This is a genomic window from Vibrio crassostreae 9ZC13, assembly GCF_000272045.2.
Lineage (GTDB): Bacteria > Pseudomonadota > Gammaproteobacteria > Enterobacterales > Vibrionaceae > Vibrio > Vibrio crassostreae_C.
Window position 1 is genome coordinate 157,758 of the sequence record NZ_AJYZ02000041.1, and the last position, 14,880, is coordinate 172,637.

Below are 14,880 nucleotides of genomic sequence, written 5' to 3' on the forward strand. Positions count from 1 at the left end.
ATCGCGATAAAAAAGCCCAGCACTTTAATCAAAGTACTGGGCAAGAGTTCTTCACTTATAGGCTTTAACAAGGCAGTGATTTGTTAAGTCCCATACAAAACTGCTGCACTCTATAAGCTTATAGAGAGAGGAAGTCTTTCACTTTTTGAAGAACACGTTCTGCAGTGTCTTTATCTTCCATTTCTGCGAAGATTCGTAGTAACGGCTCTGTTCCTGAGAAGCGAGCAATCACCCAGCCGCCATTCTTGAAGTACACCTTGGCACCATCTTCATAGCTTACTTTTTCAATTTCGTATTCAAATTCAGGCAGTTGCTTCTCGACGTAGATCTTAGTGTAAAGCGCTTCTTTCTCTGAAGGTTTAAACTTACAATCGCCTTCTGCGGTGTAGGCATAGCCATATTTAGAGTAAATCTCATCAAGTAATTCAGACAACTTCTTGCCTGTCACACTGATCATCTCAACCAGTAAGCTTGAAGCAAATACGCCATCCTTACCTTTGATGTGACCACGAATGGTTAAACCACCTGAACTTTCGCCACCAATCAGAGAGTCATCGGCCTCCATTTGTGAGCTGATATGCTTAAAGCCTACAGGAACCTCAAAGCTCTTCTCACCATGATCTGCCGCCACTTTATCCAGTAGGTGTGTGGTTGCGATGTTACGAACGACAGAGCCCTTCCAGCCTTTGTATTCCAGCAAGTAGTAGTAAAGTAGGAGTAGCACTTCGTTAGGGTGAATGAAGTGACCTTTCTCATCGATGATTCCCAAACGGTCAGCATCGCCATCAGTACCAATACCAATGTCATAGCCTTCTGCTGCAACTAAGTGCTTCAAGCGATACAGCGTTGCAGCATTTGGCGACGGCATTAAGCCACCAAAATCTGGGTTTTTGCCATCGTTGATGACGTCGACATCACAGCGACCGTTAATCAGCACGGTTTGCAGAGCATTTTTTGCAACGCCAAACATTGGGTCAATCAGTACACGTAGGTTAGCTTTCTTGATCGAATCGATATCGATGAAGTTGATGATTGAATCAACAAAGTCGTTCATCGGGTTGATGATCTCGATTTCTTTGTCGTTTAATGCTTGCTCGAAATCGACACGAATAATATCTTCGTTGGTCAGTGTTGCGATTTGCTGTTCGATCTTCTCTGTGATGATCTCATCAGCATCACGGCCACCTTCAATGAATACCTTGATGCCATTGTAATCGGCTGGGTTGTGAGAGGCGGTAATACACGCCGAGTAGGTGCATCCCATCTCTTTTGCTTGGAACATCACGATAGGTGTTGGAACAAACTTATCGATGAAGCTTACTTTGATGTTGTTCGCCGCAAGTACTTCTGCAAACCAACATGCGGCTTTATCGGAAAGGAAACGACGGTCATAGCCGATCACAAACCCATTCTTGGCTGCATCTTCGTTGTTGATGATGTTAGCGAGTGCTTGCGCTACCAAACGGACGTTTTCTCTAGTGAACTCCTCACCAATGAAAGCGCGCCAGCCACCTGTACCAAATTTAATCATTAGAAAATCCTTTTAGTCTCATTGTCTCAAGCCTGTAAAGACTTGAGACAAGAGCTGTTCGTTAAATTGCGTGACTAGCCTAGAACAACGACAACATCGTTCACGCTGCCTTCTGCTTGTACTGGGATAGCGCCTTCAACTGATTCACCATTGATAGTGATAGAGGCAACGCCTTTGCTTACTGCATTCGGGTTTTGCACTGTGATGTTGTAAGTTGCGCCACGCCATTGACGAGTAACCTCGAATTCTGGCCAATCAGTCGGGATACAAGGATCAACCGTTAAGCCTTCAAAGCCTGTACGAACACCAAGAATGAAGTTGGTTACCGCGAAGTAAGCCCAACCAGAGGTACCGGTTAACCAAGGGTGGTTTGCACGGCCGTGGTCTTGGTGATCTTTACCCATGATGAACTGCACGTACGAGTATGGTTCTGCGTAACGCGTTTCAATCATGTCGTTTTGGTTGTATGGGTTCAGTGCGTCATAGAATTTCATCGCACGGTCACCACGGCCTAGTTTCGCTTCTGCTACCCAGGCCCATGGGTTAGGGTGAGAGAAGATTGCGCCGTTCTCTTTTACGCCTTGGTAAACGCGAGTTACGAAACCGATATCATCGTTTGGTGTTGTAAATGAAGGAGAGTTTAGGTGTAGGCCGTATTCTGAGAAAAGGTTCTCATCAACAGCGTCCATCGCTTTCTCACCGCGTTCTTGAGATACAGCACCAGATAGAACGGCTAGCGTGTTTGACTCAAGGTGTACACGACCTTCAGCTTGTTGAGCGGTACCGATCTTGTCGCCATTTTTAGTTAGACCACGGATGTACCAGCCGCCTTCGTCATCCCAAAGGTGCGTTTCACACGCTTCGCGAACGTTAGCTGCCATTTCAGTGTATTTCGCAACATCAGCATCGTTATTACGGAACTTAGCAAGATCTAGGAATTCTTGTAGCGCCCAGAAGTGTAGGAATGAAACCATTGAAGATTCACCACCACCTAGGTTCAAACAGTCATTCCAGTCAGCTCGAAGACCTTTACAGATACCCGTTTGACCTACGTATTCAGCAGAGAAGTTCAGTGCCGCTTTCATGTGTTCATAAACTGTCGCCTCGCCACCGTCTGCGTATGGAATCACTTCATCGAAGAAGTCGTGCTCACCGGTTTCCATTACGTATTTGATAATGGTCGGAACGATCCATAGGTGGTCATCAGAACATGTGTCTTCAATGCCGTGGATCTTGTCGTCATCTGACGGTGTTGGAACAACTGTTGGTGATTTTGATGGCTCAACGTCGGCTTTCTCTGGATCGAACCAGTCAGGATCGAACAAGTGTAGACCGTAGCCCGCTTTCACTTGGCCGCGAAGCAGGTCGATAATACGTTTCTTGGTCATTTGTGGGTTGGCATGGGGTACTGAAATAGCATCTTGAGCCGTATCACGGTAACCAAGACCAGTACGACCGCCAACTTCGATGAATGATGCAAAGCGTGACCAAACCACACAGGTTTCCGCTTGGTATAGCGTCCACGTGTTGATCATTGTGTCTAAGCCTTCGTTTGGCGACTTAACTTGGAATTTGTTGCAACGCTCGTCCCAGTGATCTTTGATGCCTTGGAAAGCGGCGTCTACGTTTGCTGTGTCTTGGTACTTCTCACGTAGGCGTTCACCGTTGCCTTTACCGATACCGAGTACATACGCAAAGCGAACTTCTTCACCGGGTTGAATCGTAAATTGCTTGTGCAGAGAACCACAATGGTTGTAACAAGTTTGAGCGCTGTTAGAACACTTACCGTTTTCAACCGCAATTGGATTTGCTTCATCACGGTACATACCAAGGAAGTTGTCACGTTGGCCATCGTAGCTGTCTGGTGAGAAAGTTGAAGCTAGGTAGTAGAAGCCTTCAAAGTCGTTAGTGTTGTAGTACAGGTCGTATTCCAGAACACCTTCTTGGTAAGACGTGCCCGCAGAGTACAAAGACATCTGATGGTTTTGATTGTCTGATTGAATATGGCTGAAAGAGAACTCAACAAACGAGAAAGTGCTGATAGTACGTGGCTTGTCAGTGTTGTTCTTTAATACAACGTCCCAAACTTCTGCATCTTCACCCTTAGGTACGAATAGCGTCTTGGTTGCGGTAATGCCGCTGTATTCACATTTGAATTTTGAGTATGACAGGCCGTGACGAACTTCGTAGTTCGCTTCATCTAGGCTCTTTGCCACTGGTTGCCAAGAGATAGACCAGTAATCACCTGTCTCATCATCACGCAGGTACACATAGTGTCCAGGACGGTCAAAGGTGCCGTTTGGACGGAACTTAGTAACACGGTTGTATTCCGGAGAATTGTAGAACGAGTAACCGCCCGCATTGTGCGAAATCACGGTACAAAACTTTTCAGTACCTAGGTAGTTTGTCCAAGGTGCTGGTACATCAGGGCGAGTGATGACGTATTCGCGATTGTCGTTATCGAAATAGCCGTATTTCATTGTCATTTCCTTTTTAACAAACTGCATCTATGCAGCTAATTTTTAAATAGTGATGCTGAGTCTTATCTGACTGAGCACCTTAATTTGAGTTAGCAAGCGCTCGATGTGAGTGTTGCTTTGGTTTGTTTTATTGAGCTTTCCAAGGGTTGCGATAATCAACATTGAGTTTGTCGAGTAATGGCAGATGCCCCTTTAGGCGAGATAGGTAATCTAGCCAGTTTCGGTTGTTTTTATGTGTCCAACATCCTTCAGCTAAAGCGCTAATTCTTGGGAATACCATGTAATCCATACGCTTTTGGTTGGTGACGATCTCACACCATAGAGCACACTGAATTCCGCGGATCCGCTTACGAATTGGGTCGGTGTCGGATATCTCAGCAAGTGCTTCGTAGGTATAAGCTTGTTCTAATGGGATAACGGCAGCCCAATCTACGCCCGGTTCTTCCGGTGCATAATCTTGGGTCATGTCGAGATAGGTAAACTGTGCAGGTTGCAACACCACATCAAAGCCTTGGCGAGCGCAATTGACAGCCGCTTCTTCACTGAGCCATGAGTAGATGATGGTCTCTTTACTCACTTTGTCGCCGTGCTGTGCTTCTTCCCAGCCGACCATGCGTTTGCCGAGTTGCTTAAGCTTGTTTTCGGCATAGCGGAATAGGTGACCTTGTAGGTCTTTGCTGTCTTGGTACTGGTGTTCTTTCATCAACGCTTGAGCAGCAGGGCTGTTGCTCCACACTCCCGGTGGCACTTCGTCTGCACCCATGTGAATTAATTCGCTCGGGAACAGCTCTGCGACTTCTTCAATAACTGCATCTAGAAATTGGTAAGTGCCTGGTAAACCTGGGTTTAGGACGTTGTCGTTGTAGTGCTGAATGCTTTTGTATTGAGTAGTGTCAGCTTGCTCTACCAACATGTCAGGCAGTGATTTGATTGCGGCACGGCAGTGTCCCGGAATATCGATCTCTGGGATCACCGTGATGCTGCGTTGCTCTGCATATTCAATGACTTCACGAATTTGTTGTTGCGTGTAGAAGCCGCCGTAGTTTTCCGCAATGTGGGTATATTGCGGCTCTAGTGCATGATCAGGGCCACGCCAAGCGCCAATTTCTGTTAGCTGTGGCAGGCTCTTTATCTCAATTCTCCAACCTTCATCGTCAGTTAGGTGCCAATGAAATACGTTGAACTTGTAGTGCGCCAGTTGATTGATTAAACGCTTCACTTGCTCTACTGAGTGGAAGTGACGAGCGCAGTCCAACATCATGCCGCGGTACTTAAAGCGCGGTTGGTCGGCTATCTTGCAACATGGTAGAGAGAAGTTCTCTGCGTCCAGTTGTTGAACTAGTTGAATCAAGCTTGCCACAGCGTGTGTAAAGCCCGACTGGCTGCCTGATTCAGCAATAATCTGTTGTGCAGTGATGGTCAGTTTGTATTCGGCTTCATCTAACGTCGGGTTGCTGCGAAATAGAATGTTGCCGCTTTCGTCTTTTGAAAGTTCAGCTGAAAGCGCGGTCGAAAGAGACAGCTCAAAGGTCGAGAGCAACTCTTGCTGGAACCAAGAGACTGCCTTATCAGCAAGATGAGATTGAACCTCAATTCTGCAGTCGTTATTTAGCGCGAAGTTACTTAGCGCGAAACTACCTTGCTGAAATTCGATCTGATTAGGCTGAGGAATTAATGCCACCTCAGCAGCGTTCACTTCAGGTATCTGATTGCGTTCACGGTATGGTGACGCCAGAACAATAGGTGATATCGCGACTGGCAGCACCGAGGTTTCGCCTTGGTGATGCGTTTGGATAAAGGCATCGTTTAGACCGTCAGAATAAAAACGGAATGGGGCGCTTTGAATGCTGAATTCAAGGTAGTAATGGTTGTTGGCCTTTAACACTGACGAACTTGGTTTGAACGAACAAAAGCTTCCAACTTGAGTCAGTTCACCTTGCGATAAACTTTCTGGAAGGATGAATCGATCAAATGCAAAGTGCAGAGACCAATCTGTTACGTCGAGGTCACTTAAGTTATGTACCGTAAGGCCAAATCGGCAGTTATTTTTTTGTTCAGAAAGAACAGCTAAGTCGATGCGATAATTCATATAACTTCCCTGCTAAGCCTGTTGATACAAGTTGTGTTGTGGTTTCCCGGCAAACATCAATGCGCCTTCAATAGCGTCGAATTGAGGTTTAACGATCCATTGTTGTACTGGTGGTGATAGCCAGTTGAGAATACGCTCAGCGATACTTCCCATTAAGCACACCTTGTCAGCGCCTTTTCGATGCAGCGCTAAGACAAACATTTCGATATCAGCCGCGGTTTGCTTGAGCATATCGATAGCCAGTTCGTCACCTTCGTTAGCGAGTTGAAAAATAACTGGTGAGAATTGACCGTAATCCTTTGGAATAGCACCTTTTGACCATTCGACAATGGCATCCACATCATTATTAAAGTGATTCATCACATGTAGAGTCAGCGGGGTTTTGTTGCGAATACCGTCTTCTGCAAGCAAGACTTGTTGAATCAAACGTAAGCCCATGACTGCGCCGCCGCCTTGATCTGAAATCGGAAATTCACGACCGCCAACCACATATTGCTCACCGTCTTTTAGGAAGATACCGCAAGAACCCGTACCACCGATCATGATTGCGCCGTCTTGGCCATTGTGAGCACCAATGCAAGCGCCATAAGCGTCGGTATTTAGTGTCATGCTTGTGAAAGGGTGTGGTTGAGCCATGAAGTCGAACCATGCTGATTTTTGCTCAGCGCCAGCCAGCGCTAGGCCAACATGCATATTTGAAAAATGGTCTGAGTTGAGTTGCCCTTGTTGTGCCGCTTTTGTGATGGCATCAATAATTGAGCTCATCGCAACATCAACACCCAAAAGGATGTTGCCACTGCCACTTTTCGCTTCACCAATCAGTTTGCCTTGAGCGTCACGAATACGAGCACGACAAGAAGTACCACCACCATCAATACCGACGTAGTAAAGAGTCATTATTATTGCTCCTTACGCTGAGCTAAGAAGTTGAACTGTGCAGCGGTTGCTAATAAGAACCACGCACCATGAGGGATCCATTGCTCACCCCAGCGCCAGTTTTGAAGCATGTCATCTTTTTGTGCTGGTGGATTGAACGCAATGTCTTGTTCATCTTCAAAACCAGCTGTGATGCCATTACAGATACCGCCTTTCGCATTGAAGAACCCAAGCTGAGGTAGGTAGTCTGGGTTGTTATGGCCATGACCATCGAGCATGCACATGTGGTATGGGTTGAGGCCCAAGATCCAATCAAGGCTATTTTGTGAAAGCTGGATTAAGCGCTCTTGAAGTTCGCTATCTTTAATGTGCGGTTGAACTAGGTAAGCCATGGTTGCGAGTGAGCCAAGGCGTGCGTTCTCGCCTTGCCACCAGTAACCGGTTTCGTTCTGTTGAGCGACGAAGAAGGCATCACGTTTATCACCATCGACAGATTTAACGTATTGTCTTGGATAGCCAAATGGGTTGGTGACTTTGTCGGTGATGTTGATTTCGAACTGACAAGCTTGTTCAACAACTGTGCGCGCCTGTTCTTTTAATTCAGCATCGGTTTCGTTGTCGATGTATTCACATAGTGCAATCACAGGAAGACCGGCTTCAGCTGCGTGAAAGTATGGACGAGAGCCATCAGAGTTTGCCGACCAGAAGTGCTCAAATGAATCATCGGATTGCTGACGAGAGATTAAACGAGTCGCCCAAGTTCTTGCTTCTGATAGGTATTGCTGGTCTTGTGTTACGCGATACAGCTCATTGGCTGCGAGTAGGGCGCAATACTCATCGATGATGTTCTCTTCACCATCGTTTAGATACTGGAGGTTGTACTCTTTTAGATGCCAGTAACCCTTAACCGCCATTTCAAGGTATGTGTGGCTCGAGTAGCTACCAGAGATTTCAAGCTCAGAAGCTGCGGCTAATGCTGCGATAGCAACACCTGCACCTTGTCGGTAGCCCGCTTGTAAGTCCGTTGATTTATGACCTTCTTGAGTCGCATAAGCGCAGATATCGCGTTGGTTGATATCTTTGCTCCATTTGTCGAATACCGTCATATAGAAGTATCCGTCAGCGTCTTGCATACGCACTAAGAAGTCGGCACCGAACAGAGCCTCTTCTGTTAGACGAGTCATGGAGAATTTCGGGAAGTCTGGGTTATGGCCAGTCAAGCGTACGCTTTTTAGCATGTTCCAAACGACCATCGGAATTTGTTGTGGGTTTAGGTAGTTACCATAAGACAGGTGGCTAAAATACTTACTGACATCACCTGATGCGTCATACCATCCACCGTGGACATCGACGTATCGGTCGGTACCTAGAATTTGTGCTTGTCGATCTTTTTTGTCGAAAATCCCGCCACAGCGTTGTGACTTAAAGTAATGAAGCACATCAGAAAACGTGTGGTTCATTAATAGGTTGCTACCAATCTCAAATACTTCTGAACGCAGGTTGTCAAAACGTAGGTAATAGCGACCAGATTCAGTGACTGAACTGAAATCAATAGTGAAGAATTGCCCTTGATGCCAATTTGCTACGCGGCCTTGTTTAACCACATCAAAATTTCCGACAGTCATATGGTTGTCAGCACAGACGAGTAGAGCCGTAGTGCTTGATAGGCGAGCTTTCTTAGTTTGTAGGATAGCTTGCTTCGGGCCTGTGGACTCATAGCCAATATGGTTGGTCAATAACAGCATCAATATTCTCCGACAGTCCTAGTTTCTATTGGCTAGGTACTTGAATGTTTTGGATATAAATAGTTAGGGTCCGAAGACCCTAACTTGGGTTTTATTGCTTAGCTTTCGTGTAGGTAACAGCGCACAAAGTGGTTATCAGCGAGCTGCGTAACCCCTGGTAGCTGCTCTTTGCACTTATCCATTGCGTGAGTACATCGGCCTGCAAATGGGCAGCCTGCTGATACTGGTGTCCACAGAGGAATCTCACCTTTGTTGCCTGCAAGTTGCTCGTGGATCGACTTCTTAGGATCTGGAACGGCCGAAACAAGCAATTGGGTGTATGGGTGCTGAGGGTTAGCAATCACGTCATCGGTATCGCCCCATTCCACCATGTGTCCCACGTACATCACCGAAAGGTCTTCAGCGATGTAACGAGCGGTTGCGATATCGTGAGTGATGTAAAGCAGAGACATTTGCTTCTCGAACTTCATCTCTTCCATCAGGTTCAAAACACCGGCACGAATCGATACATCAAGCATTGAAGTTGGCTCATCGGCTAGTACAACTTCGGCACCTACCGCGATGTTGCGGGCTAGGTTGACACGTTGACGTTGGCCACCAGACAGTTGGTGAGGGTACTTCTTCGCCGTCTCTTTTGGTGGGATCAGGCCCACTTGCTCTAAAAGATCGTAAACACGTTCTTCTAGTTCTCTCTTATTGCCCGGGGTTACCTTCTTGTGGATCAACAGTGGTCGAGCAATGTGGTGGAAGATATTGTGTGTTGGGTTCAATGAACCAAACGGGTCTTGCCATACCATCTGCACGCCTTCACGGTAGTGCATAAGATCTTTTCTGCTTGAGATCTCTTGGATATCACGACCTTTGTATTCGATCGTGCCGCCTGAAGGTGCGTACATTTTTGCGATCATTTTTGCGGTTGTTGATTTGCCTGAACCAGACTCACCAACCACTGCTAGGCCACGGCTTTTGTACATCTTGAATGACACGTCGTTAATCGCACGCATCATTGGGGTTTGAATGGTGGTACTGCTTATTGGGAAGTCTTTTACGACATTCTTGCCTTCTACCAATAATTGACCGAAATCTTTGCTCATAATTGTCTCCAGAATCCTTATTCGCTTTGCTTGTTTTTAGGCGGTCGAGCCGCCTTGTTCGTTATTCACGCAAGCTATAGCTTCCTTTGTACTATTGGGTCACCGTACAGGTGGCAGTTAGACAAATGTCCCGGGTCGATAGAACGCAGCTTGGTTGGCACCTTGGTACACTTTTCATGTACACGGTCACAACGAGCTTGGAAACGACACCCTTCAGGGATCTCTAACAGGTTCAGAGGGTTACCCGGAATACCTGCTAACTTTGTCTTTGGCCCTGTCAGTGGAGGGAAAGAACTTCCCAGCCCTTTGGTGTAAGGGTGGTAAGGGTTTTCTAGAATATCTTGAGAGTTAGCCACTTCGATTAGCTCACCTGAGTACATGATGCCGATGCGGTCAGAGAACTCGACCATCAATGACAAGTCATGGGTGATGAACAGAATTGAGAAGCCAAATTCTTCTTTTAGTGCATAGATCTTTTGTAGGATTTCGCGTTGCACAACCACATCAAGTGCGGTTGTCGGCTCATCCATAATGATCAGCTTTGGATTCAGTGCTAACGCGATAGCGATAACTAAGCGCTGACGCATGCCGCCAGAGAATTGGTGAGGATAGTCACTCAATCGGCTCGGGTGAATATCGACGATTTCAAGTAGACCTTCAGCACGCTGCTTAGCTTGCTCGCGAGTCATGTTGGTGTGACGCATGATTACGTCACAGAACTGCTCTTCCATCGGTAGTACTGGGTTGAGTGCGTTCATCGCGCTCTGGAATACCATCGACATCTCACTCCAACGGAACGACTGCATACGGTCATCACTGTATTCAAGGATGTTCTCACCGTTGAAGATAACCTCACCACCACTGATGTAAGCGGGCGGCTTATGAAGACGCATAAGAGAGAAAGCGACCGTTGATTTACCACAGCCAGATTCACCAGCTAGGCCGAAGACTTCACCTGGAGCGATGTCGAAACTTACGTTGTTACACGCACGAACATCGCCAGACTCTGTGATGTAATCCACGCATAAGTTGCGGATAGAAATTAGTGGTTCAGACATGATTATTTATCTCCGCTCCAAAGTGCATTTTGTGGTGGTAGTTCTGGTTCACGTTCTTCTTTGTCTTGAGCTGCTAGTTTCTTCCAACGCTTCATGCCTTTGTGAGAACGCAGTTGCGGGTTAGCAATTTCATCGACCGCGAAGTTAAGTAGAGCAAGACCAGTTACAAGTAGTGTCAATGCGATACAAGGAGCCAACAGTTCCCACCAAGCGCCAATCAGCATTGATGAAGAGGTTTGAACGTTGTAAAGCATGATGCCCCAGCTGATTGTGTTCGGGTCACCAAGACCTAGGAACGAGATGGTTGCTTCCATCATGATTGCGTACATCACCGAACCGATGAAGCTTGCGCCAACGATAGAGATAAGGTTTGGCAGAATCTCTACGAAGATGATGCGGAATGAAGATTCACCCAAAACTTCAGCGGCTTTTACAAACTCTTTTTCACGCAGTGCTAAGGTTTGGGAGCGAACAACACGGGCACCCCAAGCCCAAGACATAAAGCCGATAACCAAGGTTATGGTGAGTGGCCCTGCCTCACCGATAAAGGCTGCTACTACGAACAGTAATGGGTATTGAGGGATTACCAGCATGATGTTCATTGCGGCTGTTAGAACGTCATCGACACGGCCACCGAAGTAACCTGCAGAAACACCAATAACAGTTGCGAGTAAACATACGGTTAGACCCGCACCAAAACCTACAGCAAGAGATACGCGTGCGCCGTATACCACTTGAGACCAAACGTCACGACCCATACGAGTTGTACCTAGTACGTGGTCTGCCTTTTTAGACATGATCAATGTACGACGGTCGTCTGCTAGATTTTGAGCAACCCAGCCATCAGGGTTAGTTTGTGCAGACTTCACCACGAAACCAGGATATTCGTGTGGGTTACCTGTACGCTTGTCTGGTACATGTTTGGTGATTAATGGAGCTGCAATCGCGCCAAGAATAAAAATACTTAGGATGATGACGCCTGTTAGGGCCATCGGGTTACGCCAAATGAGTTTTAAAAAGTCTTTCATGATTATTTACCACCCTTACGAAGACGAGGGTCAAGAACAACGTAAAGCATGTCTGCAACTAGGTTAAAGAACAGCATGAATAGCGTCATGATAAGCAGCTGACCTTGCAGTACTTGGTAGTCACGAGCGTTAATTGCGTTGAAAAGTACGCTGCCAAGACCTGGGTAGTTAAAGATGATTTCGATAATTAACTGACCGCCGATTGCCATACCTAGCGACATTGACAGGGCTGTCACACTAGGTAGCATCGCGTTACGAGCTGCGTAGTTGAATACCACTCGGTTTTCGCTCAGGCCTTTGCCTTTCGCCATGGTGATGTAGTCTTCGGCTAATAGGTTGATCATGTTGTTACGCATGTTTACTAGGAAGCCACCAATTTGAACAACAGAAGCACAGAACAGTGGTAAGAAGGCGTGGTAAGCGACATCTTTAATGAATGCCCAGCTTGTCCAATCAGGTATAGTACCAGCGGTGTAGGCATACCCTGTTGGGAACCACTTCAAGCCAATTGCAAAGGTAAATAGTGCAATCATCGCGATAACAACTTGAGGAACGGCTTGTAGAATCAGCATCCCTGGCGTTACGAAGGCATCGTACTTACTGCCGCGTTTCCACGCTGCGAAAATACCTAGGATTGAACCAATCGAGAAAGAAAGAATAACTGCGGTGCCGGCTAAGAAAAGCGACCAACCGAATGCTCCACCCAACAGTGTGTTTACAGAAAGTGGGTAGAATTGAATTGATGTACCAAGTTCCCAGCTAAGAATGTTCTTCATGTACGCCACGTATTGAACTAAGTAGCCACCATCAACGAAGCCTAATAGTTCTTTCATTGCAGCAATACGCTCTGGAGTAACTTGTACAGAAGCGTTCGCAAACATCATGGTAACTGGGTCACCAGGCATTGCTCTTGGAATAATAAAGTTTAACGTCGCAGCAACTAATAGCGCGACAAAATAAAATGACAAACGTCTTAAAAAATAACCCATAACTCACACCTTACTCACCCAGATTGTTTCCCTGTTTCTGGATTCAGGTCGCTCCTAGCGAAATTTGGAACGAAAAACCCCCTGACGACTAGCGCCATACTTTCAATTGAGAGTGTGGGGATTTTTATAAGCGGCGTAAGAGGTTACGCCGCAAGGATTGAACGATTACTTATTTAACTGGTTTTAGGTCCAGTACATGAAGTAGACGCTCTGGAATACCAGCCCAAATGTTTGGACGGCCTTTTGGATTTTCTTCGTTCCACCAACCAGTGAAGCGAGTTGTGTTGTATTGGTACATGTAAGCACCAGACATCACAGGGATTGTCACTTGGTCTGCAGCGATGATTTGCTGGATACCGTGTGCAATGTCTAGCTGCTCGTTCTTATCAGCTGTTTTGTAGAAGCTGTTTAGAAGACCATCTAGCTTGTCGTTTTTGTAGAAGTGCATTGCGAAACGAGGCATACCATCACCAGATTGTAGTGATGAGTTGTAAGCACTGTTCCAGTACGTGTATGGATCCGCACCGTGGAAGTAGTTTGTGTATGCTACGTCGTATGTACCTTCAAGCATTGCTTGGTTGTAAACAGAGAAGTCAGGTGTACGAGCTTTTGCTTTAATACCGATTTCGTTTAGCTGTTCTACCGCTAGTTGAACTGTGTTGTTGAAGTCAGTCCAGCCGTTTGGCGATTGAATCATTAGTTCGAAAGACTTGCCTGATGGAGTGTCAACAAAACCATCTTTGTTTACATCTTTGAAGCCAGCGTCAGCAAGAAGCTTCTTCGCGCCTTCAGCGTTGTAAGTGTTGAAGCCTTTGTACTTGTCATGAGTTTTTTCATCAGACCAAGCTTCAAACGCGTAGCCAAGACCCGATGCGAAATCGTTTACAGTACCGCCACCGTAGAATGCGATGTCGATGATAGTTTGACGGTCAAGAGCCATAGAGAAAGCACGACGGAAGTCAACGTTGCTCAATGCTTCATGCTTCGCAGCATCAGGGTGCTTGAAGTTAACGATGAATGCCTGTGTACCTGCTGGCGGGTACCAGTAGTGGTGTTTAGGGCTAGCTGCTGCGTATGTACGATCGATATCTGGAACGAAAGAAGACGTCCAGTCCATTTCACTGTTTACAACTTTACCTAGGAATTGGTCGTTGTTCGCAATTTGTGGAACACGTAGACAGTCAACATCTAGGTTGTCTGCATCCCAGTAGTTCGGGTTTGCACACTGGATGTATAGCTGCGCTGTAAACGTATCGATTTCTGTAAATGGACCAGAACCTACCGGGTTCTCATTGGTAAACGTTGATGGATCTTTAACGTCTTTCCAGATGTGCTTAGGTACTACAGGTACTTTAGCAATCTCGTAAGGTACGTTTGAGTTTGCTTCTGTTAGTGTGAACTTAACTTGGTTGTCGTTCAGTTTTTCTACAGAAGTTACCCAAGAGTTGATACCAGATTGGTCAAGCTCTGGCTTCTCTTTTACAAGGTTGAAAGAAAAAACAACATCATCAGCAGAGAAAGTTTCTCCGTCTGACCATTTAACACCCTTACGAATGTCGAAAACAACGCTCATCAGATCATCTGACATCTTGAAGTTTTCAGCTAGACGGAACACTGGAGTGTTACCGTGCATTTCGTTAAATACTACTAGCGGCTCATACATGAAGTCAGTTGTAGTATGTAGGTTAGTAGCACCAAGGTACGGGTTAAAGTTACGTACGAATGTAGTGTACTCTTTCGGGTGAACGGTCAGTTCACTGCGTTCTGCAGCGGTTGCTACTGATGCAAAACCTGTTGTAGCAGTTGCAATAATTGCTGTTGCTATTGCTGTTTTTTTTATATTGGCAAGCATAGCTGTTCCTTACTATTTGCTTTCATTTCACTAATGGATTGAATGTTATCTGTCGCTAAATTGTTTAGTAGATACACACTCTGGTTAAAGGCCTACCTCTTCTTCGTTGCTCCAGATTCATCGTTGATTCTGAGAAGT

The 14,880-nt window shown here is 46.2% G+C and carries 10 protein-coding genes; all 10 read right to left on the reverse strand.

The genetic code is table 11. The features are described 5' to 3' along the window. Window positions 1-118: 118 nt before the first annotated feature. Complete coding sequence (locus A136_RS15190) at window positions 119-1,531, reverse strand: phosphoglucomutase/phosphomannomutase family protein (protein WP_017059416.1); 1,413 nt, start codon at window positions 1,529-1,531, stop codon at window positions 119-121. A 74-nt stretch (window positions 1,532-1,605) separates the two neighbouring features. Next, window positions 1,606-4,011 (reverse strand): GH36-type glycosyl hydrolase domain-containing protein, encoded by a 2,406-nt coding sequence (locus tag A136_RS15195; RefSeq protein ID WP_017063260.1) that lies wholly within the window; start codon window positions 4,009-4,011, stop codon window positions 1,606-1,608. A 127-nt stretch (window positions 4,012-4,138) separates the two neighbouring features. Beyond that, window positions 4,139-6,100 carry a beta-N-acetylhexosaminidase gene (locus tag A136_RS15200; RefSeq protein ID WP_017063261.1) on the reverse strand — a complete coding sequence of 654 codons (1,962 nt, stop codon included), beginning with the start codon at window positions 6,098-6,100 and terminating at the stop codon, window positions 4,139-4,141. Window positions 6,101-6,112: 12 nt separating this feature from the next. Then, a complete protein-coding gene (locus A136_RS15205; RefSeq protein WP_017063262.1) occupies window positions 6,113-6,997 on the reverse strand; it encodes an N-acetylglucosamine kinase in 885 nt (294 codons plus the stop codon). A gap of 2 nt (window positions 6,998-6,999) precedes the next feature. Further along, window positions 7,000-8,721, reverse strand: a complete 1,722-nt coding sequence (locus A136_RS15210; protein WP_017063263.1) for a glycoside hydrolase family 9 protein — start codon at window positions 8,719-8,721, stop codon at window positions 7,000-7,002. A gap of 98 nt (window positions 8,722-8,819) precedes the next feature. Continuing rightward, entirely contained in the window at window positions 8,820-9,815 is a 996-nt protein-coding gene (locus tag A136_RS15215; RefSeq protein WP_017063264.1) for an ABC transporter ATP-binding protein, read from the reverse strand. A 74-nt stretch (window positions 9,816-9,889) separates the two neighbouring features. Beyond that, complete coding sequence (locus A136_RS15220) at window positions 9,890-10,873, reverse strand: ABC transporter ATP-binding protein (RefSeq protein WP_017063265.1); 984 nt, start codon at window positions 10,871-10,873, stop codon at window positions 9,890-9,892. Window positions 10,874-10,875: 2 nt separating this feature from the next. Further along, a complete protein-coding gene (locus tag A136_RS15225; RefSeq protein ID WP_017056648.1) occupies window positions 10,876-11,901 on the reverse strand; it encodes an ABC transporter permease in 1,026 nt (341 codons plus the stop codon). A 2-nt stretch (window positions 11,902-11,903) separates the two neighbouring features. Further along, window positions 11,904-12,890 (reverse strand): ABC transporter permease, encoded by a 987-nt coding sequence (locus A136_RS15230; protein WP_017059409.1) that lies wholly within the window; start codon window positions 12,888-12,890, stop codon window positions 11,904-11,906. 169 nt (window positions 12,891-13,059) lie between these two features. Then, window positions 13,060-14,742, reverse strand: coding sequence for an ABC transporter substrate-binding protein (locus A136_RS15235; protein WP_017056650.1), 1,683 nt, complete (start codon window positions 14,740-14,742; stop codon window positions 13,060-13,062). Window positions 14,743-14,880: the final 138 nt, after the last annotated feature.